Source organism: Bacillus sp. C1 (assembly GCF_054570475.1).
Window position 1 is genome coordinate 37573 of sequence record NZ_JBTMZT010000018.1, and the last position, 21188, is coordinate 58760.

Here is a 21188-nt window from a genome sequence, read left to right on the forward strand (position 1 = left end):
CATTGTATAATGTTAACATAGCCAAAAATAACCGTCAACGTTTTTTTGATTTTATGATATAATATCCTTTTTTCTTTTCTACAACTTCAACTTCGGAAAATGTTTCTTCTAGTTTCTTCAATGCAGATGGTGCACCTTGTTTCTTCTGAATAACGATCCAAAGCTCTCCATCTGAAACTAGATGATGAGCAGCATTTTCCAAAATTTCATGCACGATATGTTTACCAGCACGGATCGGAGGATTAGATAGAATGGCGGCGTACTTGCCATTCACATTTTCATAGACACTACTTTGATAAATACGAACATTTTCAACCTTGTTATTAGCGGCATTTTCTTTCGCAAGTTCAAGTGCCCTTTCATTCACATCCACCATGTGAACAGCACGGTCTTTAAACTCTTTCGCTAACGACAAGCCGATCGGACCGTACCCACAACCAACATCTAATACATCACCTTTAATATCCGGCATTTGAAACGCTTCAATTAAAAGACGAGAACCAAAGTCCACCTCGTTTTTCGAAAACACCCCATGGTCAGATAAAAAAACAAATTGCGATCCTCGCAATGTATATTCCCATCGTTTACGATCACTTTTACTAGAAGGGTCGTTAGAAAAATAATGGTCTGCCATATGGCCACCTCTTTTCTTTACAGTTAAAAAAAAAGCTCGCATGAGAGCGAGCTTTTTTTAAAGCATCAAAAGTTAATTACTTAACTTCTACAGCAGCGCCAACTTCTTCAAGTTTAGCTTTGATTTCTTCAGCTTCTTCTTTAGCAGCAGCTTCTTTGATTACTTTTGGAGTGTTGTCAACTAATTCTTTAGCTTCTTTTAAGCCAAGACCAGTGATTTCACGAACAACTTTGATAACTTTGATTTTTTGTGCACCAGCGCTAGTTAGTTCCACATCAAATTCAGTTTTCTCAGCAGCAGCTTCACCAGCGCCACCAGCTACAGCTACAGGAGCAGCAGCAGTTACGCCGAATTCTTCCTCGATAGCTTTTACTAAGTCGTTAAGTTCTAATACAGTCATAGATTTAACTGCTTCAATGATTTGTTCTTTAGTCATTGTAAATATCCTCCCTTAAATAGGTTTGTATTGTTTTATCGATAACACATAATTATCTTTTAAAAAATTAAGCGCCTTGCTCTTCCTTTTGATCTGCAACTGCTTTAGTAGCAAGTGCAAGGTTACGGATTGGAGCTTGAAGAACGCTAAGAAGCATAGAAAGTAAGCCTTCACGTGATGGAAGAGTAGCGATAGCTTTAACCTCATCAAGTGTTACAAGTTTACCTTCGATTACGCCAGCTTTAATTTCTAAAGCTTCATGATCTTTAGCGAAGTCGTTTAATACTTTCGCAGGAGCAACTACATCCTCGTTACTGAACGCGATTGCGTTTGGTCCTGTTAAGAATTCGTTTAACTCAGCCATTTCAGCAGCCTCTGCAGCACGACGAGTTAAAGAGTTTTTGTAAACTTTGAACTCAACGCCAGCTTCACGTAAGTTTTTACGTAATTCTGTTGCTTCAGAAACTGTTAAACCACGATAGTCAACAACGATTGTAGATTTACTTTCGCGAAGTTTTTCAGCGATTTCAGTTACAACTTGTTGTTTAGTTTCGATTACTTTGCTCATGTTATTACACCTCCTGTAGATTATATAGAAGATGTACCGAAAGTGCACTAAAAACCTCCATGCCCAACTTGTAGACATGGAGGCATATAGTCACAGAAAAAATTCCGCTTCGTATATTAACACCTAGGTAGGAAATTAAGTCAAGTTGACACCTACTGTCTACGGTACACTATTTAAATTACAACATAAATGATTATATTAAAACTTCTTTATGAAGTCAACTTCCAATTTTTACGCGATTGTAGAAATCTCTACACGTACGCCAGGACCCATTGTAGAAGCAACAGTTGCGTTCTTCATGTAAGTTCCTTTTGCAGCAGCTGGTTTAGCTTTTAATAGCGTGTCAGCAATTGTTTTGAAGTTTTCTACTAGTTTTGCATCTTCGAAAGATACTTTACCGATTGGAACGTGGATGTTACCAGCTTTATCAACGCGGTATTCAACTTTACCAGCTTTGATTTCGTTAACAGCTTTAGTTACATCGAAAGTAACTGTTCCAGTTTTAGGGTTTGGCATTAAACCTTTAGGTCCTAATACACGACCAAGTTTACCAACTTCACCCATCATGTCAGGAGTTGCTACTACTACATCAAAATCAAACCAACCTTGTTGGATTTTACCGATGTAATCAGCATCGCCTACGAAGTCAGCGCCAGCAGCTTCAGCTTCTTTTGCTTTTTCGCCTTTAGCGAATACTAATACACGTTGTACTTTACCAGTACCGTGTGGAAGAACAACTGCACCACGAATTTGTTGGTCAGCTTTCTTAGGATCAACACCTAAACGGAATGCAGCTTCTACAGTTGCATCAAATTTAGCTGTATTTGTTTTCTTTACTAATTCTACTGCTTCTGTTGCAGAGTAAGCAGCTGCACGATCAACAAGCTTCGCAGCTTCTACGTACTTTTTACCTCTTTTAGCCATGTTTATTTCCTCCTTGAATGTGGTTTTAGCGGAATAACCTCCCACGTTTACGCCTTCATTCCGGGAACCCCCGAGGATGTGCGCCCATCCTTTTATTTAAAAACGATACTCATTTACGATAATAAAGGTTGCGAATTGGAATTCCAGACCCGCAACCTTTTTTACAAAAAAACAAATCGAATTAGTCTTCGATAACGATGCCCATACTGCGTGCAGTACCTTCAACCATACGCATTGCAGCTTCTACGCTAGCAGCGTTTAGGTCAGGCATTTTAGTTTCAGCGATTTCGCGAACTTTATCACGCTTAACAGTTGCCACTTTATTACGGTTTGGTTCACCAGAACCAGACTCAATACCAGCTACTTTCTTAAGAAGAACAGCAGCAGGAGGAGTTTTAGTAATAAAAGTGAATGAACGGTCTTCGAATACCGTAATTTCAACAGGAATGATAAGACCAGCTTGATCTGCTGTACGAGCGTTGAACTCTTTACAGAAGCCCATGATGTTAACACCCGCTTGTCCTAATGCTGGACCAACTGGTGGAGCTGGGTTAGCTTTACCTGCAGGAATTTGAAGTTTTACCATTTTAATTACCTTTTTAGCCACGAGACACACCTCCTTAAGTCCGTGATGTGGTCAATTGGGCAGTGATTTGCCCTCCCACTTCTATTTTATCTGTAACGATAAAATCTTTTTCAAAAAACGTCTCCGTTTCCGAAGACGTACTGACTTAAAAGATATTATCACTTTTTACAGTTCATTTCAAGTTTCATTTTATAATTTTTCAATTTGATGGAAATCGAGCTCGACCGGCGTTTCACGACCAAACATATCTACAAGCACTCTCACTTTTTGTTTTTCCATATCAATTTCTTCGATTGCACCTGTATAGTTCGCGAATGGTCCTTCATTTACACGTACTGTTTCATGAAGTTCAAAGTCGAAATCAACCACTTCATTGTCCATGCCCATATGTTTCATAATGGTAACAACTTCCTCTTCCAATAAAGGAGATGGTTTTGAACCCGATCCAGAAGATCCAACAAAACCTGTTACACCTGGCGTATTACGAACAACATACCAAGAATCATCAGTCATAATTAGTTCAACTAATACATAACCTGGGAACACTTTTCTCTTTGTTAATTTTTCTTTTCCGTTTTTCATTTCTACTTCTACTTCTTCCGGAACAACAACACGGAAAATTTTATCTTGCATCCCCATTGATTCTACACGCTTCTCTAGGTTTGCTTTTACTTTATTTTCATATCCAGAATAAGTATGGACAACATACCAACTTTTTTCCATTCATTTAGGACGAGCGTCCTTCCCTCCCTGACGTACATTTTTTTGTGCAAATGAAAAAACCCGTTCATCGGGCTTTTACACAGTTCGTATAAATAACATTATATCATGGATAAGTGCTTCTTATTCAAGAATTAACCGAATTAAAGAAGAAATACCCATATCAACTACTGCAAAGAAAACTGCAAAAAATACAACTGTCGCAATAACAGTAGCTGTTGAACGAAGTAATTCATCTTTCTTGGGCCAACTTACTTTTTTCATTTCGCGACCTACATCGCCAAAAAAGTTCGTCAAACGCATTTACGGGACCTCCAGTGTATTGTTTCAATTATTTATTTTGTTTCCTTATGAACTGTATGCATATTGCATGTTTTACAAAATTTCTTTATCTCAAGTCGCTCTACTGAGCTCGTATCTTTCATTGTAGAGTAGTTTCGGTTCTTACACTCTTCACATGAGAGTACAACTTTTTTCCTCATTTGTTACACCAGCCTTGCAACATTATGTCCATAAAAATGTATCATACAATAAAAGACAATGTCAATGACGTGCCGCCTGCTCACAGTAAAAAGAAAGCAGGAGAATTATTTTCCCCCTGCGACATACTCTATGAGTTTAAAGTTGTATTCTCTCTCATCTCCATATACCGTTCAAGCTTTCTTTTCACGCGTTGCAAGGCATTATCAATGGACTTTACATGCCTATTTAACTGCTCTGAGATTTCTTGATAAGAGCGACCATCTAAATATAAAGAAAGAACTTTCCTTTCTAAATCGCTTAATAATTCAGATATTTTAAGTTCTATGTCGCTATATTCTTCTTGACTAATAATCATTTCTTCAGGATCAGTCACCTTTGCTTCTGAAATAACATCTAATAGCGTCCGATCAGATTCCTCGTCATATATCGGTTTATCCAAAGAAACATACGAGTTTAAAGGAATGTGTTTTTGTCTCGTTGCTGTCTTAATAGCAGTAATAATTTGACGAGTAATACATAATTCAGCAAATGCTTTAAAAGAAGATAACTTGTCCTCTTTATAATCACGAATGGCTTTAAATAAACCAATCATACCTTCTTGAACGATATCTTCTCGATCAGCACCTACTAAAAAATACGATCTTGATTTTGCGCGAACAAAGTTCTTATACTTGTGAATTAAATACTCAAGAGCATCAATATTACCTTTTCGAACTAACTCAACTATTGCCTCATCCTCTAAATCACGGAATGTAACGTCGTCCACACTTACGAAGCCTGTTTCCACTCTGATCCCCCCGACCGCTATTTATTTAGCAATATTATACAGTAATTACGTAAAGAGCGTCAATGATTCAACGCTCTCCCCGTCTTAATTTTTCTAATTTTTCTGTGATATCTTTACTAAATATAGTTCGCATAGCCGGTCGCTTCTCTTTTATCTCTTGCGTTCGATGACGAACTTGCTGTTCCATCGCCTGTACTTCTATTTCTAATTCACGCGCCGATTTCCTAAGCGCTCCTTGGGCAAAAATCACCCACTGCTCCGTATAATCAGAAGTCGCAACATAAATTTGCGTATTAATGTTGCGAAGTTCAATCGCGAGTTGTTCAATTTTTTCATCAGCAGTTTGATTTTTCCTTGTGAAAATTACTTCAACACGCGATTGCTTCATCTTCTTCTCAATACCTTGAACCGTATAAGCATCAAACACAATCATTACCCGTGTTCCTGTATACCCTTGATAATCCGCCATCTTGTCAATAAGCGCATCTCTTGATGCCTGTAAATCTACATCCCTCAATGTTTTCAAGTCTTTCCAAGCCCCAATAATGTTGTAACCATCAACGATTAAAAGATCGTTCATTTCTACTTGCCAATCTGATAACGTTTGCGATATACCTCATACATTAACAAACTAGCTGCTACTGAAGCATTTAAGGATGTCACTTTACCAACCATCGGTAAAGTAATTAGGAAATCACATTTTTCACCAATAATACGGCTCATACCTTTTCCTTCACTACCAATTACTAGCCCGATTGGCATACTTCCATCTAGATTACGGTAATCTGTTTTCCCTTTTGCATCTGTACCCGCGATCCAAAGGCCACGCTCCTTCAATTCATCAATTGTACGAGATAAGTTTGTTACACGTGCAACAGGAATATATTCAATTGCTCCTGTTGACGCTTTTGCAACAGATGCCGTCAGTCCAACAGCTCTTCTTTTCGGAATAATGATTCCATGAGCTCCAGTCGCATCTGCCGTACGCATAATAGATCCTAAGTTATGCGGATCTTCAATTTCATCCAAAATTAAGAAGAACGGCTCTTCGTTACGCTTTGCAGCAACCTCGAATAGGTCCTCTAATTCTGCATATTGATATGCCGCTACTTGTGCAATTACCCCCTGATGGTTTCCTTCAACAAGTTGATCTAATTTTTTCTTTGGTGCATGCTGCAAAATAATTTTATTCTCTTTCGCTAACGCTAATACAATTTGGACCTGTCCTTTCGCAGCACCTTCTGCAATCCAAATTTTATTAATATCTCGTCCTGATCGTAACGCTTCAATTACAGGGTTACGTCCGATAATGTATTCACTACTCATGATGTTGTGCCCCCTTCCTGTACTTCTAAAACATCAATTGCCTTATATATAATTTCTTCTAATCTCTGGTGATTGTTCAATAAATAATGATAACCAAGCAGTGCCTCAAAAGCTGTGCTATATCGATATGTTTGCACATCCGTGTTTTTAGGAACAGAACCCGAATTTGCGTTACGCCCTCTTCTTAAGACCGCTTCTTCTTCTTCTGACAAAAACTCTATTTCCAATAAATGATAAACAACTTTCGCCTGTGCTTTCGCCGAAACAAAGCTTGTCCCTAAATGATGTAATTTGTTGGGACGAACCGTTCCCTTTTGAAGGAGGTGATAGCGGATATACTGTTCGTATACCGCATCACCCATATATGCTAACGCTAAGCTGTTTAATTGCTTTGCATCAATCATGCTTACCCTCTTTTCCATCTTGTACCTTGAGCGGTATCTTCTAAAATAATATTACGCTCCTTTAAATCATCACGAATTTGATCAGACAATGCAAAGTCACGGTTTTTACGAGCTTCAATACGTTTTTGAATTAATGCCTCAATCTCTTCATCAAGTAATTCTTCTTTCGTTAATTCTAAACCTAAAATACTAAATAGTGTTTCAAACTGTTCTACATAAGCCTTAATTACAACTGTTGATGTATGTTCTTCCAATAAGTATTGATTTGCATGGTTTGCTAAGTTATATAACTCAGTTATCGCATTCGCTGTATTGAAGTCATCGTTCATCGCTTCTTCAAATGCCAGCTGGAATTTTTCTATTTCAGCTAACCATTTTTCATTATGGTCTGTTAAATCTGTACTACTTTCTATACGATGTTTTAAGTTGCCGTAAGCTGTTTTAATTCGCTCTAATCCATTATTTGTACTCTGTAGTAATTCTTCACTAAAGTTAATTGGATGACGGTAATGTACAGATAGCATAAAGAAACGGATTAGCTGCGGGTTATATTGTTTAATAATGTCATGAACTAAAATGAAGTTCCCTAATGATTTAGACATTTTTTCATTATTAATATTAATATATCCATTATGCATCCAGTAACGTGCAAATGTTTTCCCTGTCAACGCCTCTGATTGAGCAATCTCATTTTCATGATGAGGGAACGCGAGATCTTGACCACCGGCATGAATATCAATTGTATCACCTAAATATTTACGCGCCATTGCAGAGCATTCAATATGCCATCCTGGACGACCTTTCCCCCAAGGGCTCTCCCAGAAAATTTCTCCTTCTTTCGCCGCTTTCCATAAAGCGAAATCAAGTGGGTCTTGTTTCTTTTCTCCAACTTCAATACGTGCACCATGACGTAAGTCTGCAATCGGTTGATGAGATAATTTTCCGTACCCTTCGAATTCCTTTGTTTTGTAATAAACATCACCTTCAGATTCATATGCATATCCTTTTTTNGACGACCTTTCCCCCAAGGGCTCTCCCAGAAAATTTCTCCTTCTTTCGCCGCTTTCCATAAAGCGAAATCAAGTGGGTCTTGTTTCTTTTCTCCAACTTCAATACGTGCACCATGACGTAAGTCTGCAATCGGTTGATGAGATAATTTTCCGTACCCTTCGAATTCCTTTGTTTTGTAATAAACATCACCTTCAGATTCATATGCATATCCTTTTTTCACAAGTTCCTCAATAAACTCAATAATGATATCCATATTTTCTGTTACACGGGGATGAACTGTTGCATGTTTGCAACCTAATGCAGTTACATCTTCAAAGTACGCTGCAACAAAACGGTCTGCAATTGTTGGAACGTCCTCTCCTAACTCATTTGCTGCCTTGATTAACTTATCATCTACATCTGTAAAATTAGAAACATATTGTACATCATACCCTTTATATTCTAAGTATCTGCGCACCGTATCAAATACCATAGGTGGTCTTGCATTTCCAATATGAATATAGTTGTACACTGTCGGTCCGCATACATACATCTTCACCTTATTTTCTTCTAAAGGAACAAATTCCTCTTTTTGACGCGTTAATGTATTATAAATGTGAATAGTCATTTTTATCCTTCCTTTCCACTTTTACTTCAAGTTGCTTTTTTAACTTCTCTATCTCGACTTCCATCACTTTCAATTTATCAAAAATCGGATCTGGAAGATCTGAATGATTCAATTCCTGACCTATCTTTACTCCATTTTGAATTACGACGCGACCAGGTATACCTACAACTGTTGAATGTGCCGGAACCTCTTTCAACACAACAGATCCTGCACCAATTTTAGAATTCTCCCCAACTGTAATGGATCCGAGTACTTTTGCACCAGTTGCAATCAGTACATTATCTTGAATTGTGGGATGCCTCTTTCCTTTTTCTTTCCCTGTACCACCTAATGTAACACCTTGATAAATTGTTACGTTGTCGCCAATTTCACACGTCTCCCCAATGACAACTCCCATACCGTGGTCAATAAAAAAACGACGACCAATTGTAGCACCCGGATGGATTTCAATCCCAGTAAAAAAACGACCAACTTGTGAAATCCAACGTGCAAAAAAGAAAAAATTCCGTTTATAAAAGGCATGTGCAATTCGATGTGCCCAAACTGCATGTAATCCAGAGTAAGTTAAAATGACTTCGAAATAACTTCGTGCCGCTGGATCTTGTTCAAAAACGACTTCAATATCTTCTCGAAGCCTCTTAAACATCGATGTCCCCTCCCCTTTATGGGCTACTTTTCCGAGTAAACCGATTTATCACTAACTCCATTACTTGTTACCTGATCTTTATCAATCTGTACAAAAACTTATATTATACCTTTTCCATGGTATAAAAAAGACGCCTCTGTCAAATTGACAGAGACGCCTTATAAGCGCGGTTCCACTCTGTTTAGGCTTAAATAAAACCTCAAACTCATCCATGATAACGGTTTATACCGCCCCTGCTTACTTTGCGTCTTAGACATTTCCCGAAACTCTTCGTTGTTCAGCAGAAGACTCGAAGGGGCATTTCAACAACCCGCTTATAAACCACTTCCAGCCCAAAGGTGGTTCTCTCTGTAAAAAGCCTGATTGTCTACTTCTCCTTCTCGTCGCTTTTCCTTATTAGGTTTTTAAGTATTTTTATTATATGGCTAAATTCAGCAAATGTTAACCGATTACTTTACAAATACGATTTAAAACTTTTTCTTTCCCAAGAAGTGCAATTGCATTTGGAAGTTCTGGACCATGTGTTTGTCCAGTAGTTGCAACACGAATTGGCATAAATAAGTTTTTACCTTTATGTCCCGTTTCCTTTTGAACCGCCTTAATAGCCTTCTTAACTGCCGCTGGCTCCATTTCCTCTAAAGCTTCTAATTCTGCTGCAAATGCACGAAGCACTTCAGGTACTTGTTCACCTTTTAGTACTTCTTGTCCTTCTTCTTCATAATCTACATGATCTTTGAAGAACATTTCGGAAAGCTCTACAATTTCAGCTCCAAAGCTCATTTGCTCATGGTATAAAGCAATTACATCACGAACCCAAGCTTGCTCTTGTTCACTTAAGTTTTCACCTACGCGACCAGCTTTCACTAAATGCGGTAAGCTCAATGCAACAACAGCATCTAAATCTTGCTTTTTCATATATTGATTGTTCATCCACTTTAGTTTTTGAGAATCGAATAATGCAGGTGATTTTGATAAACGAGCTGCATCAAACATTTCAATAAATTCATCTTTAGAGAAGACTTCTTCTTCTCCTACTGGCGACCAACCTAGTAATGCGATAAAGTTAAAGATTGCTTCTGGAAGATAACCAAGCTCTTTATATTGCTCAATAAATTGAATAATAGATTCATCGCGTTTACTTAACTTTTTACGGCTTTCATTTACAATTAAAGTCATATGACCAAACTGCGGGATATCCCATCCAAACGCTTCATAAATCATCATTTGTTTCGGCGTGTTAGAGATATGGTCATCACCACGAAGTACATGTGTAATTTCCATTAAATGATCATCTACTGCTACCGCAAAATTATACGTTGGAATACCATCTTTTTTCACAATAACGAAATCACCAAAATCATTTGAGTGGAAAGCAACTTCATCTTTTACGATATCTTTAAATGTGTAGTCGCGATCAGTCGGTACACGGAAGCGAATGCTTGGAATACGGCCTTCCGCTTCAAATTGCTTGATTTGTTCTTCTGTTAAATCACGGTGGTTACCTGCATAACGAGGTGTTTCACCACGAGCAATTTGCCCTTCACGCTCTGCTTCTAATTCTTCTTCTGTCATGTAGCATTTGTAAGCTAAACCACGCTCTAGTAAATCTTCATATAACTTTTTATAAATATCTAAACGTTCTGTTTGACGATATGGTCCATATTCACCACCAACATCAACACCTTCATCCCAGTCCATACCGAGCCATTTCAAGTATTTTAATTGGCTTTCTTCACCACCAGCAACGTTACGTTTTACATCAGTATCTTCAATACGAATAATAAACTTGCCATCTTGATGACGAGCGAATAAATAATTAAATAATGCCGTACGCGCATTTCCGATATGTAAGTGTCCTGTTGGACTTGGCGCATAGCGTACTCTCACTTGCTTTTCCATAATTGGTACACCTTCCATTCTTAATGTCAACACATTCTATAATTGTACACCAAAAAAATATGATTATCCATCTTACGAATTAAAAACAACTATTTTTTCTGCAATAATACAACAGCTTGAGAAGCAATCCCTTCTTCTCTTCCTGTAAATCCTAATTTTTCAGTTGTTGTTGCTTTCACATTAATATTGTCTATAGAAGTTTCTAATAACTCACTAATACGCTTACGCATACTTTCAATATGTGGTGCCATCTTAGGCTTCTGTGCAATAATTGTACAATCTAAATTCCCTAACTCATACCCTTTATTACGCACAAATTCCCAAACTTTCTGCAATAACACAGCTGAATCTGCATCTTTAAAGGCAGGATCTGTATCTGGAAAATGTTTTCCGATGTCACCTGCTGCAATTGCTCCTAAACATGCATCAGCAATTGTATGTAAAAGTACATCTGCGTCTGAGTGACCTAATAACCCTTTTTCATGTGGAATCGTAATTCCACCAATAATTAACGGTCTATCTTCTGCAAATTCGTGTACATCAAAACCTTGTCCGATTCGAAACATTTTATATCCTCCTCAAGCTAAACTACTGAAACCCATGACCTGCTCTGTCGATGAATCTATTAAGAAAAGCCCGGTAGTTACCGAGCTTTTCTTAATATTATACCATCACTATCGTTCCTTCTGAACACGCAAGAAACTTTCAGCAATTAATAAATCTTCTGGAGTTGTTACTTTAATATTGTAATAACTCCCTTCTACTACGCCTACTTCTTTCCCTATGCGCTCTACAAGACTTGCATCATCCGTACCGAGGAAACATCCTTGTTTTGCACTTCGATGTGCCTCTAATAAAAGCGGAACAGAAAATCCTTGTGGTGTTTGAACTGCTCTAAGCTGAGAACGTTCAACCGTTTCAACAACGCTATCTCGTTCTACTCTTTTTACTGTATCCTTAACAGGTACTACACAAATAGAAGCACCTTTCTCTTTTGCCGCAGTCAATACGCCCTGAATCATTTGATTCGTTACAAATGGACGTGCTCCATCATGAACGAGAACGTATTCCGCTTCTTCCACATGTCTAAGTGCATTATACACACTATCTTGTCTTTCAGTCCCGCCTTGAATAAAGTGTACACGTTTCTGAATCGGATATTTCTGCATTAACTCTTCAAAGTACGGACGATCTTCTTTATTAATTGCCATAATAATATTTTTACATGCTTCATCTTTTTCAAAAGCACGTAATGTATGCACGATAATAGGAACTTCATTAATAAGTAAAAATAATTTATTTTTGCCAGCACCCATTCGCTTTCCTTGGCCTGCAGCCGGAATAATTAATGTATACATGCTAATAACCCTCTACTTATAATGCTTTTTCTAATAATTTACGCTTTGCAAAAATCATTCGACCTGCAGATGTTTGTAATACACTCGTAACGAGCACATTCAATTGTGAACCAACATATTCTCGTCCATCTTCTACCACAATCATCGTACCATCATCTAAATAAGCAACACCTTGATTTTGCTCTTTTCCATCTTTGACAACATAAACGCTTAATTCTTCACCTGGAAGTACAACAGGTTTAATTGCATTTGCTAAATCATTAATGTTCAGAACTGTTACTCCTTGTAATTCAGAAACTTTATTTAAATTAAAATCATTTGTGACAACAGTACCACCAGTGATCTTCGCTAACTTCACAAGCTTGCTATCCACTTCTTGAATATCTTCAAAATCGCCTTCATAAATCTCTACCGGAATTGGCATCTCTTTTTGAATACGATTTAAGATATCTAGCCCTCTCCGTCCTCTATTGCGCTTTAATGCATCAGAAGAATCGGCAATGTGTTGCAACTCTTCTAGTACAAATTGAGGAATCACAATTGTTCCTTCTAGAAACTTCGTTTGGCAAATATCAGCAATACGCCCATCAATAATTACACTTGTATCAAGAATTTTCCAGTGAGCAGAAGATTCTTCTCCTCCCGTTCCTGATCCAACCTCTTCATTCTCATTATTATTATTTTTCTTTTTACCACCGCGCTGTGGTAGTGTGAATAACCCTAACAGTTCATTTCTCTTTTTAAATCCTACTTGGAATCCTAAGTAACCAAGTAAAAGTGTAAAGAAAATTTGTAATACAGTACTAATGACTGGGATTGTAAATTCACGAATTGGTATCAATATTAAATATGCAACAATTAGACCTGAAATTAACCCGAGTGTACCAAATAAAACATCTGTTACAGGCGCCTTTACAAGGGCTTCTTCAATATGTTTAATAAGCTGAACAATATAATCTACAAGCCAAAATGTTGTTAAAAATAAAATAATTGCACCAATAATCGCACGAACATATGAGCCTTCAAGTAAAGGAACTGCACCCATATCCAATACATTAATAACTTTAGGGATTAAATAAATCCCTAGAGCCCCTCCAATTACTAAAAAGAAGAGCTGTACGATCCGTTTTAACATCCAACCACCTCCTACTCATTATTAACCATTGTTTTGCTAATCAAAACGCCGAATGCAAAAGCGGACGTGTCTTTTCATAAATTGTTTTATTTACCAATATACCATATCATATACCAAAAATGTGTTAGTGTCGTTATATTATGAAATCAATGTAATATTCTTAATTGTGTCTACTCATATATAAATGCTCTTGAATTCGTTTTAAACCTTCTCGTATTTTTTTCGCCCGAACTTCTCCAATTCCTTCCACGTCATCTAATTCACTAATCGTAGCTCGACAAACCCCTTGCAAAGTTTTAAATCTGTTTATTAAGTTTTCAATAATAAGAGGTGGTACCCGAGATATTTTACTTGCGATCCGATAGCCTCTCGGTGTAATGCTTTCCTCTAAACTTGTTTGTCCCGAGTACCCGAGTAACTTCACCAAATCACTATCTTCTAAAAGCTGCGCATTTGCAAGGTCCTGTAATTTTTTTAAAATTTGATAGTGGTCTTGCGTCTTTTCTTGATAGTAGTCTTTAATTAATAACGCTGCCTCTGCTTCCAAATCTGCCAAAAGTTCAGTAAGCTGTAAACGAATCAGTCTACCTTCTGTCCCTAATTCATGAATATAACTTAGAATTTCATTTTTAATACGGAGTACCATTTCAACGCTATGTAAGACATGAACCACTTCAGACATCGTAACAACTTCCTCAAATTCTAGAATACCCAAATTTGTAATACCATCATTCCATACTGCCTTATATTTTTCTAAAGTTTGAATCGCTTGATTTGCCTTTGTTAAAATAACACCTATATCTTTTAATGTATAACGTAAACTACCTTGATATAGTGTAATTACATTACGTCTCTGCGAAATGGCCACTACAAGGCTTCCTGTTTGCTTCGCAACACGCTCTGCCGTACGATGACGCATCCCTGTTTCAATGGAATCAATAGACGACTCAGGAACTAATTGTGCATTTGCAATTAAAATTTTACTTCCTGTCTCATTTAAAATAAGTGCTCCATCCATCTTTGCTAATTCGTATAAACTAGCTGGAGAAAATGCACAATTAATGTGAAATCCTCCATCAACAATGCTTTTAATCTGATCATTGTATCCAAGGACGATCAAACCTCCCGTTTGTGCGCGAAGTACATTATCAATTCCTTCCCGCAGAGGCGTCCCTGGTGCAACAAGCTGCAAAATATTAATCATACTTTTGACACGTTGCTTGTTTTCTTCCATAGCCTATCCTCCTAATGTCAAACGAAGCGCCTCTCCTAAATTAGAAACACCAACTACTTCAATCCCGTCCGGTATTGTCCAGCCACCTAAATTTTTTCGTGGAATGATGGCACGTTGAAATCCTAATTTAGCCGCTTCTTGTACTCGTTGTTCAATTCTCGATACCCTTCTTACTTCTCCAGTTAATCCAACTTCTCCTATTACTGCATCAGTTGGCATAGTTGGCTTATCTCGAAAACTCGATGCAATACTTAAAGCAACCGCCAAATCAATTGCTGGTTCATCCAATCGCAACCCTCCAGCAACCTTTAGATATGCATCTTGGTTTTGCAATAATAATCCAGCTCTTTTTTCTAGTACAGCCATAATAAGCGATACTCGGTTATGATCAATACCTGTAGCCATTCTTCTTGGATTTCCAAAACTAGTAGGAGAAATTAATGCCTGTATTTCTACTAAGACTGGTCTTGTTCCTTCCATAGAAGCAACAACCGTCGAGCCAGCAACTCCAACCGGCCTTTCTTCTAGAAAAATCTCTGAAGGATTTAGTACCTCCGCAAGACCTAATTCTTTCATTTCAAATATACCCATTTCATTTGTAGAACCAAAACGATTTTTTACCGCTCGCAATATACGATATGTATGATGACGATCTCCTTCAAAATAAAGAACCGCATCCACCATATGCTCTAACATACGTGGTCCTGCAATTGCACCTTCTTTCGTTACATGTCCTACGATAAAAATTGGGATTCCTTTCGTTTTTGCAAGCTTCATTAGTTCCGCTGTACATTCACGTACTTGCGAAACACTTCCTGGTGCCGAGGTTACTTCTGGTAAATAAATCGTTTGAATAGAATCAATAACAACAAAGGAAGGGTTCATTTCATCGATATGTGCTGCAATTCTCTGTAAATCTGTTTCCGAAACAACAAATAAATTATTTCCATTTACATGTAGACGATCTGCGCGAAGTTTAATTTGTTTTGCCGATTCTTCACCAGATATATACAATACATCATACGAAGAATCTGCTAATTGCGATGATATTTGTAGTAATAAAGTTGATTTTCCGATTCCAGGGTCTCCTCCAATAAGTACGAGAGAACCATCAACAATTCCTCCGCCGAGTACACGATTAAATTCTTGAAATTTCGTTTCAATTCGTGCCTCTGACTTTGTTTCCACTTCTGTAAGACGTCTTGGCTTCGTTACTTCCGTTTGAATTGCGTTTGCATAGTTGATACGACGCGAAGATACCACTTGTTCCATCTCTTCAACAAGCGTATTCCATTGTCCACATCCAGGGCATTTTCCCATATATTTTGGTGACTGATAACCACATTCTTGACATATAAATTTCGTTTTCTTTTTAGCCATCTTGTTTTTTATTTCACTTCACTTTCATATGTAAACATATATCCTTCTTGTACAAGAAAGAGGGCTATTATTTAGCCCTCTTCGTTTGTCTACACTTATTTTACCTTTTCTGCACTGCGAATGACAAATGATTCTCCCTCAACATCAAAGACAACTTTTTGCCCTTTCTCAATTACTCCTTTTAGAAGTTCTTCTGATAATCGATCTTCCACATGTTTTTGAATTGCTCGGCGAAGTGGACGAGCGCCATACTCACGATCAAATCCTTTATCAGCAATCGCTTCAATTGCTGCACCTGTTAGTTCTAATTCAATCTCTTGTTCTTTTAAACGTTTTACTAATTGATTCACCATAAGCATTACAATTTCTTGAATATGTTTTTTCTCAAGCATATGGAACACAATGATTTCATCAATACGGTTTAAGAATTCTGGACGGAATGATTTTTTCAACTCCTCCATTACTTTACCCTTCATATCCGAATAATCACGGCTCTCATCTTGTACATTAAAGCCAAGGTGTTTATTACGTTTTAATGCCTCTGCACCAACGTTAGAAGTCATAATAACAATTGTATTACGGAAATCAACTGTACGTCCTTTAGAATCTGTTAAGCGACCATCTTCTAACACTTGCAGTAAAATATTAAATACATCTGGATGTGCCTTCTCTACTTCATCTAATAAAACAACAGAATATGGTTTACGACGAACTTTTTCCGTCAATTGACCGCCTTCTTCGTATCCAACATATCCTGGAGGAGATCCAACTAAACGAGAAGTAGAATGTTTTTCCATGTACTCAGACATATCAATCCGGATCATCGCATCTTCATCACCGAACATAGATTCTGCAAGCGCTCTTGCTAATTCAGTTTTACCTACCCCAGTAGGACCTAGGAAAATAAATGAACCAATTGGACGTTTCGGATCTTTTAAACCTGCTCGTGCACGACGAACCGCTTTCGCTACCGCAACAACAGCCTCATCTTGGCCAATTACACGATCGTGTAAAATAGATTCTAGATTCAATAATTTATTTGTTTCTGTCTGTGCGAGTTTAGCAACTGGAATACGTGTCCACGTAGAAACAACACTTGCAATATCTTCTACTGTTACTTCAGAGTTTTCTTTTCCTTGCTGCTCTTTCCACTGACGTTTTGTATCTTCTAATTTTTCGCGTAAACGTTGTTCCATATCTCGTAAAGAAGCTGCCTTTTCAAATTCTTGGCTTTGTACTGATGCATCCTTTTCTTTTCGAATTTCTTCGAGCTTTACTTCAAGTTCTTTTAAATTTGGTGGTGTTGTATAAGAACGTAAGCGTACTTTTGACGCTGCTTCATCGATTAAGTCAATTGCTTTATCCGGTAAAAAACGATCTGTAATATAACGATCTGAAAGCTTTACAGAAGCATCAATTGCATCATCTGTAATAGAAACACGGTGGTGCGCTTCGTAACGGTCACGTAATCCTTTTAAAATTTGAATCGATTCGTCTAAGCTTGGTTCGTCAACGTGAATTGGTTGGAATCGTCTTTCTAGCGCTGCATCTTTTTCAATATATTTACGATACTCATCTAACGTTGTCGCCCCAATACACTGTAATTCACCTCGTGCTAATGATGGTTTTAAAATATTAGATGCATCAATCGCGCCTTCTGCACCGCCTGCACCAATTAAGGTATGAAGTTCGTCAATAAACAAGATAATATTACCCGCTTGTCGAATTTCATCCATCACCTTCTTTAAACGGTCTTCAAATTCACCTCGATATTTTGTACCAGCAACAACTGTACCCATATCTAAAGTCATAACACGCTTATCACGTAACGTTTCTGGAACCTCATTATTTACAATTTGCTGGGCTAATCCTTCAGCAATTGCTGTTTTACCTACCCCAGGTTCCCCAATTAATACTGGGTTATTCTTCGTTCTGCGGCTCAGTACTTCAATAACACGCTGAATCTCTTTGCTACGTCCAATAACAGGATCTAAACGCCCTTCGCGTGCAACAACCGTTAAATCACGCGCTAAACTATCTAGTGTTGGTGTATTCGCATTTGTTGAAGCACCACCTTGATGACCCGATGTAGCTTCATTACTTCCAAGAAGCTGTAATACTTGTTGTCTCGCTTTATTTAAACTTACACCTAAATTATTTAAAACACGTGCTGCAACACCTTCACCTTCACGAATCAGCCCTAATAAAATGTGTTCTGTTCCAACATAAGAATGACCAAGCTTACGTGCTTCATCCATTGATAATTCAATGACTTTTTTTGCACGTGGTGTATAATGAACAGTTTGAGATACCTCTGTTCCACGACCAATTAATGCCTCTACTTCTTTTTGTACCTTTTCTGGACTTAACCCAAGGGCACTTAAAGCCTTAGCTGCAATTCCTTCCCCCTCACGTACAAGCCCAAGTAAAATATGTTCTGTCCCAATATTATTATGCCCAATGCGAATTGCCTCTTCTTGAGATAAAGCTAATACTTTCTGTGCTCGTTCTGTAAATCTTCCAAACATCATAGAAATCGCCTCCTACTTGCGCTCAATTTTGTTCAATTCGTAGTCTTTCACGGATTAATGTTGCTCTTCGATAATCCCTTTCTTCTGGACTTAAAGGACCACCCGCATATTGCTGTAAAATTCCTGGCTGAGTTAATACCATTAACTCTGTTAAAATATTTCTTGATATATTTTTTATATAACCAAGATCAATGCCTAGCCGCATATCTGACAGGCAAGTAGCGGCTTCTGCCGATTGAATTAATCGACTATTGGCCAGTACACCGTAAGAACGATATACTCGGTCTTCAAGTTCAATACTTGAATTTTTCATAATCAACTCTCGAGCTATTCTCTCTTGTTGTATAAGCTGATGAACAACACCCTCTAGATCTGCTAGAATATCTTCTTCTGATTTTCCTAATGTCATTTGATTAGAAACTTGAAATATATTACCTAAGGCTTCGCTACCTTCACCATGTATTCCTCTTACGACTAAACCTAATTGCTGAATTGCTTGTATAATACGATTTATTCGTTTAGTCAAAACGAGTGCTGGTAAATGTATCATTACAGAAGCACGTAACCCCGTTCCAACATTTGTTGGACAACTTGTAATATAACCAAGTGATTCATCAAAAGCATATTCAACAGCTTCTTCCATCCAATTATCCATCTTGTTTGCGCTTTGCAGCGCTTCTGATAGTTGCAACCCTGAGAACAAACACTGAATTCTCACATGATCTTCTTCATTAAGCATCACACTTATATGTTCATCCTCCGATAGTAAACAAGCTCCAAATTCTGCTCCAGCAAGATTAGGACTGATTAAATGTTTTTCTACTAAAACCCTTCGCTGAAGTGGATTTAGTTCGTTCATTTTTAATAGTTCCAAATCCCCAAAGGATTTCACTTTCCGGTTTGCAACTTTTCCTTGAAATAAATTAGTAATCTGCTTAGCCTCTTCTTCTGTCTGCATAATAGGGAAATGATAATCTTTTAAATTACGAGCCAATCGAATACGACTACTTAAAACAATATCAGAATCAGGGCCATCTCCCTGCATCCATGGACTAATTGCTTCATTCATAATACGATCTAATGACATAGGATTATTCCCCCTCTCTATGCCCACTAAGCTGATTTACAATACTTCGAATTTGATCACGAATATGAGCCGCTTCTTCAAATTCTTCTTTCTGCACATACTCATTTAATTTTAGTTTTAGTTCATCTAATTCTTTCTTCAGATGAATATTTCCTCCCATACGCTTTGGAATTTTCCCAAAATGTTGCGTATGACCACCATGAAGTCGCTTCAGCATTGGTGTTATTTGTTCCTTAAATGTCTCATAACACGAAGTACATCCAAAGCGACCCACTTTTACAAATTGTTCATATGTCATACTACAAGCTGGACATCGTAACACTCCTGTGTCTGAAAAGTTATCCTCTTGTTTTTCAAACATTGATGATTCTCCGTGTAGTAATCCAGCTAATAAGTCATGAAAGGAAAAACTAGGTTGCGTGGATTGAAAGAAAGACGTATAGCCATTTTGCTCTGCACATTGCTCACAAAGATGAACTTCCGCCTTTTGTCCATTTATTACTTTTGTATAATGTAAAGCTGCTGGTCTTATATTACAATTTTGACAAGTCATCTTATATCCCCACCTTTACAATAGGAACGATCTACCTCATGATACTTTTTATACGTCACTAGATTATTTTATTTACTTAATCTCGTTTGTAAAAAGCACCACTATAAAATGAATTAGCGCTCAAACATTTCTTAACAAAAGCTGTATTTATTTATATTTCAGTGTCCTTAACATTGCGCATAATATTCGAGCCCTAAGTTCATCTCGCAAAGGTAAATCAATTAATAATACGGAGCGATCTAATACACTCAGCATAAGTTTTGCTTCCCTGTTTGTCACAATATCCTCTTCCACTAATCGTATGATAATACTTTCCGCACTTCCTTGTGCAATGCTATGCTCAATCATATGAAGCATTTGATCAATAATGTCTATATCGTCATGCAATTTGACTTTGATAATGCGAATGTAACCTCCACCGCCTCGTTTACTTTCAACTACAAATCCTCTTTCTAACGTAAAACGAGTATTGATGACATAATTAATTTGAGACGGAACACAATCAAATCGGTCCGCAATCTCATTTCTCTTAATCTCAATCACATTATTACCACTTAAGTCAATAACTTGCTTTAGATATTGCTCAATGATATCAGATATATTTCTCATTTATCCGCCACCTTTATTGACTTTGACTATCTTTGACTTTAATTATATACGTATTACAAAAATTTGCAACTCTTTTGCTTCTTCACTATCCTAGCCAAAATTTTTGTTCTTTAGTCATTCAATTTATTATTTAAGTTTGTTAAAAAAACACACAAAAAAGACGAGTCAAATTGACTCGTCTTTAATTTGCTTGGCGACGTCCTACTCTCACAGGGACAAGGTCCCAACTACCATCGGCGCTAGAGAGCTTAACTTCCGTGTTCGGTATGG

Annotated in this window: 24 protein-coding genes, 1 rRNA gene, 1 pseudogene and 2 other annotated features; all 26 genes and pseudogenes read right to left on the reverse strand. The window is 37.5% G+C overall.

The window, feature by feature from the left end:
• Positions 1–34: 34 nt before the first annotated feature.
• On the reverse strand, positions 35–634 hold the full coding sequence (locus ACX5JI_RS25065; protein ID WP_459503686.1) for a class I SAM-dependent methyltransferase: 600 nt from the start codon (positions 632–634) through the stop codon (positions 35–37).
• Positions 635–710: 76 nt separating this feature from the next.
• Positions 711–1070, reverse strand: a complete 360-nt coding sequence (gene rplL / locus ACX5JI_RS25070) for a 50S ribosomal protein L7/L12 (RefSeq protein WP_000159736.1) — start codon at positions 1068–1070, stop codon at positions 711–713.
• Positions 1071–1137: 67 nt separating this feature from the next.
• Positions 1138–1638, reverse strand: coding sequence for a 50S ribosomal protein L10 (gene rplJ, locus ACX5JI_RS25075; RefSeq protein WP_459503688.1), 501 nt, complete (start codon positions 1636–1638; stop codon positions 1138–1140).
• Between the two features lie 39 nt (positions 1639–1677).
• Positions 1678–1821, reverse strand: a sequence feature (ribosomal protein L10 leader region).
• A gap of 48 nt (positions 1822–1869) precedes the next feature.
• A complete protein-coding gene (gene rplA / locus ACX5JI_RS25080; RefSeq protein WP_459503689.1) occupies positions 1870–2562 on the reverse strand; it encodes a 50S ribosomal protein L1 in 693 nt (230 codons plus the stop codon).
• Between the two features lie 181 nt (positions 2563–2743).
• Entirely contained in the window at positions 2744–3169 is a 426-nt protein-coding gene (gene rplK, locus ACX5JI_RS25085) for a 50S ribosomal protein L11 (protein WP_001085872.1), read from the reverse strand.
• Positions 3170–3337: 168 nt separating this feature from the next.
• Positions 3338–3871: a transcription termination/antitermination protein NusG gene (gene nusG / locus ACX5JI_RS25090; protein WP_000415795.1), complete on the reverse strand. Its 534-nt coding sequence runs from the start codon at positions 3869–3871 to the stop codon at positions 3338–3340.
• A gap of 120 nt (positions 3872–3991) precedes the next feature.
• Positions 3992–4171 (reverse strand): preprotein translocase subunit SecE, encoded by a 180-nt coding sequence (secE, locus tag ACX5JI_RS25095; RefSeq protein WP_026593156.1) that lies wholly within the window; start codon positions 4169–4171, stop codon positions 3992–3994.
• 32 nt (positions 4172–4203) lie between these two features.
• Positions 4204–4350: a 50S ribosomal protein L33 gene (gene rpmG, locus ACX5JI_RS25100; RefSeq protein WP_002055487.1), complete on the reverse strand. Its 147-nt coding sequence runs from the start codon at positions 4348–4350 to the stop codon at positions 4204–4206.
• 128 nt (positions 4351–4478) lie between these two features.
• The gene (locus ACX5JI_RS25105; protein ID WP_459503691.1) at positions 4479–5138 is read right to left on the reverse strand and encodes an RNA polymerase factor sigma-70; all 660 of its coding nucleotides are present in this window, start codon (positions 5136–5138) and stop codon (positions 4479–4481) included.
• Positions 5139–5205: 67 nt separating this feature from the next.
• On the reverse strand, positions 5206–5718 hold the full coding sequence (locus ACX5JI_RS25110) for an NYN domain-containing protein (RefSeq protein ID WP_459503693.1): 513 nt from the start codon (positions 5716–5718) through the stop codon (positions 5206–5208).
• Between the two features lie 2 nt (positions 5719–5720).
• The gene (gene rlmB / locus ACX5JI_RS25115; RefSeq protein WP_459503694.1) at positions 5721–6464 is read right to left on the reverse strand and encodes a 23S rRNA (guanosine(2251)-2'-O)-methyltransferase RlmB; all 744 of its coding nucleotides are present in this window, start codon (positions 6462–6464) and stop codon (positions 5721–5723) included.
• Positions 6461–6868: a Mini-ribonuclease 3 gene (locus ACX5JI_RS25120; RefSeq protein WP_459503695.1), complete on the reverse strand. Its 408-nt coding sequence runs from the start codon at positions 6866–6868 to the stop codon at positions 6461–6463. The genes rlmB and ACX5JI_RS25120 overlap by 4 nt, the downstream gene beginning before the upstream one ends.
• Positions 6869–6870: 2 nt before the next feature.
• Positions 6871–7878: cysteine--tRNA ligase (cysS, locus tag ACX5JI_RS25125; protein ID WP_459503697.1), on the reverse strand; the 1008-nt coding region annotated here is incomplete at its 5' end.
• 1 nt (position 7879) lies between these two features.
• Positions 7880–8486, reverse strand: a pseudogene (locus ACX5JI_RS25130) (class I tRNA ligase family protein); the annotation flags it as partial.
• Positions 8467–9132: a serine O-acetyltransferase gene (gene cysE / locus ACX5JI_RS25135; RefSeq protein ID WP_459503698.1), complete on the reverse strand. Its 666-nt coding sequence runs from the start codon at positions 9130–9132 to the stop codon at positions 8467–8469. The gene cysE and the pseudogene ACX5JI_RS25130, both read right to left, overlap by 20 nt.
• Before the next feature lie 146 nt (positions 9133–9278).
• Positions 9279–9525, reverse strand: a binding site (T-box leader).
• 48 nt (positions 9526–9573) lie between these two features.
• A complete protein-coding gene (gene gltX, locus ACX5JI_RS25140; RefSeq protein ID WP_459503699.1) occupies positions 9574–11031 on the reverse strand; it encodes a glutamate--tRNA ligase in 1458 nt (485 codons plus the stop codon).
• Positions 11032–11120: 89 nt separating this feature from the next.
• Positions 11121–11597 (reverse strand): 2-C-methyl-D-erythritol 2,4-cyclodiphosphate synthase, encoded by a 477-nt coding sequence (gene ispF, locus ACX5JI_RS25145; RefSeq protein WP_459503700.1) that lies wholly within the window; start codon positions 11595–11597, stop codon positions 11121–11123.
• Between the two features lie 108 nt (positions 11598–11705).
• Positions 11706–12389, reverse strand: a complete 684-nt coding sequence (ispD, locus tag ACX5JI_RS25150) for a 2-C-methyl-D-erythritol 4-phosphate cytidylyltransferase (RefSeq protein WP_459503701.1) — start codon at positions 12387–12389, stop codon at positions 11706–11708.
• 16 nt (positions 12390–12405) lie between these two features.
• A complete protein-coding gene (locus ACX5JI_RS25155; protein WP_459503702.1) occupies positions 12406–13524 on the reverse strand; it encodes a PIN/TRAM domain-containing protein in 1119 nt (372 codons plus the stop codon).
• A 160-nt stretch (positions 13525–13684) separates the two neighbouring features.
• Positions 13685–14758: a DNA integrity scanning diadenylate cyclase DisA gene (gene disA, locus ACX5JI_RS25160; RefSeq protein ID WP_459503703.1), complete on the reverse strand. Its 1074-nt coding sequence runs from the start codon at positions 14756–14758 to the stop codon at positions 13685–13687.
• 3 nt (positions 14759–14761) lie between these two features.
• Positions 14762–16138, reverse strand: coding sequence for a DNA repair protein RadA (gene radA / locus ACX5JI_RS25165; protein ID WP_459503704.1), 1377 nt, complete (start codon positions 16136–16138; stop codon positions 14762–14764).
• Between the two features lie 95 nt (positions 16139–16233).
• Positions 16234–18669, reverse strand: coding sequence for an ATP-dependent protease ATP-binding subunit ClpC (gene clpC / locus ACX5JI_RS25170; protein WP_459503705.1), 2436 nt, complete (start codon positions 18667–18669; stop codon positions 16234–16236).
• A 22-nt stretch (positions 18670–18691) separates the two neighbouring features.
• Positions 18692–19756 carry a protein-arginine kinase McsB gene (mcsB, locus tag ACX5JI_RS25175; RefSeq protein ID WP_459503706.1) on the reverse strand — a complete coding sequence of 355 codons (1065 nt, stop codon included), beginning with the start codon at positions 19754–19756 and terminating at the stop codon, positions 18692–18694.
• Between the two features lie 4 nt (positions 19757–19760).
• Positions 19761–20309 (reverse strand): protein-arginine kinase activator protein McsA, encoded by a 549-nt coding sequence (gene mcsA / locus ACX5JI_RS25180; protein ID WP_459503707.1) that lies wholly within the window; start codon positions 20307–20309, stop codon positions 19761–19763.
• 147 nt (positions 20310–20456) lie between these two features.
• The gene (locus ACX5JI_RS25185) at positions 20457–20918 is read right to left on the reverse strand and encodes a CtsR family transcriptional regulator (protein WP_459503709.1); all 462 of its coding nucleotides are present in this window, start codon (positions 20916–20918) and stop codon (positions 20457–20459) included.
• A gap of 188 nt (positions 20919–21106) precedes the next feature.
• Positions 21107–21188 (reverse strand): 5S ribosomal RNA (rrf, locus tag ACX5JI_RS25190); the annotation flags it as partial.

Bases quoted from the DNA above. Each gene is read 5' to 3' on its own strand.
- ACX5JI_RS25120 (WP_459503695.1), bottom strand. From the start codon at position 6,868: ATGATTGATGCAAAGCAATTAAACAGCTTAGCGTTAGCATATATGGGT.
- disA (WP_459503703.1), bottom strand. From the start codon at position 14,758: ATGGAAGAAAACAAGCAACGTGTCAAAAGTATGATTAATATTTTGCAG.
- mcsB (WP_459503706.1), bottom strand. From the start codon at position 19,756: ATGTCATTAGATCGTATTATGAATGAAGCAATTAGTCCATGGATGCAG.
- rpmG (WP_002055487.1), bottom strand. From the start codon at position 4,350: ATGAGGAAAAAAGTTGTACTCTCATGTGAAGAGTGTAAGAACCGAAAC.
- ispF (WP_459503700.1), bottom strand. From the start codon at position 11,597: ATGTTTCGAATCGGACAAGGTTTTGATGTACACGAATTTGCAGAAGAT.
- gltX (WP_459503699.1), bottom strand. From the start codon at position 11,031: ATGGAAAAGCAAGTGAGAGTACGCTATGCGCCAAGTCCAACAGGACAC.
- mcsA (WP_459503707.1), bottom strand. From the start codon at position 20,309: ATGACTTGTCAAAATTGTAATATAAGACCAGCAGCTTTACATTATACA.
- rplL (WP_000159736.1), bottom strand. From the start codon at position 1,070: ATGACTAAAGAACAAATCATTGAAGCAGTTAAATCTATGACTGTATTA.
- ispD (WP_459503701.1), bottom strand. From the start codon at position 12,389: ATGTATACATTAATTATTCCGGCTGCAGGCCAAGGAAAGCGAATGGGT.
- nusG (WP_000415795.1), bottom strand. From the start codon at position 3,871: ATGGAAAAAAGTTGGTATGTTGTCCATACTTATTCTGGATATGAAAAT.
- cysE (WP_459503698.1), bottom strand. From the start codon at position 9,132: ATGTTTAAGAGGCTTCGAGAAGATATTGAAGTCGTTTTTGAACAAGAT.
- rlmB (WP_459503694.1), bottom strand. From the start codon at position 6,464: ATGAGTAGTGAATACATTATCGGACGTAACCCTGTAATTGAAGCGTTA.
- radA (WP_459503704.1), bottom strand. From the start codon at position 16,138: ATGGCTAAAAAGAAAACGAAATTTATATGTCAAGAATGTGGTTATCAG.
- ACX5JI_RS25155 (WP_459503702.1), bottom strand. From the start codon at position 13,524: ATGTTAAAACGGATCGTACAGCTCTTCTTTTTAGTAATTGGAGGGGCT.
- rplJ (WP_459503688.1), bottom strand. From the start codon at position 1,638: ATGAGCAAAGTAATCGAAACTAAACAACAAGTTGTAACTGAAATCGCT.
- ACX5JI_RS25185 (WP_459503709.1), bottom strand. From the start codon at position 20,918: ATGAGAAATATATCTGATATCATTGAGCAATATCTAAAGCAAGTTATT.
- secE (WP_026593156.1), bottom strand. From the start codon at position 4,171: ATGCGTTTGACGAACTTTTTTGGCGATGTAGGTCGCGAAATGAAAAAA.
- ACX5JI_RS25065 (WP_459503686.1), bottom strand. From the start codon at position 634: ATGGCAGACCATTATTTTTCTAACGACCCTTCTAGTAAAAGTGATCGT.
- rplA (WP_459503689.1), bottom strand. From the start codon at position 2,562: ATGGCTAAAAGAGGTAAAAAGTACGTAGAAGCTGCGAAGCTTGTTGAT.
- ACX5JI_RS25110 (WP_459503693.1), bottom strand. From the start codon at position 5,718: ATGAACGATCTTTTAATCGTTGATGGTTACAACATTATTGGGGCTTGG.
- clpC (WP_459503705.1), bottom strand. From the start codon at position 18,669: ATGATGTTTGGAAGATTTACAGAACGAGCACAGAAAGTATTAGCTTTA.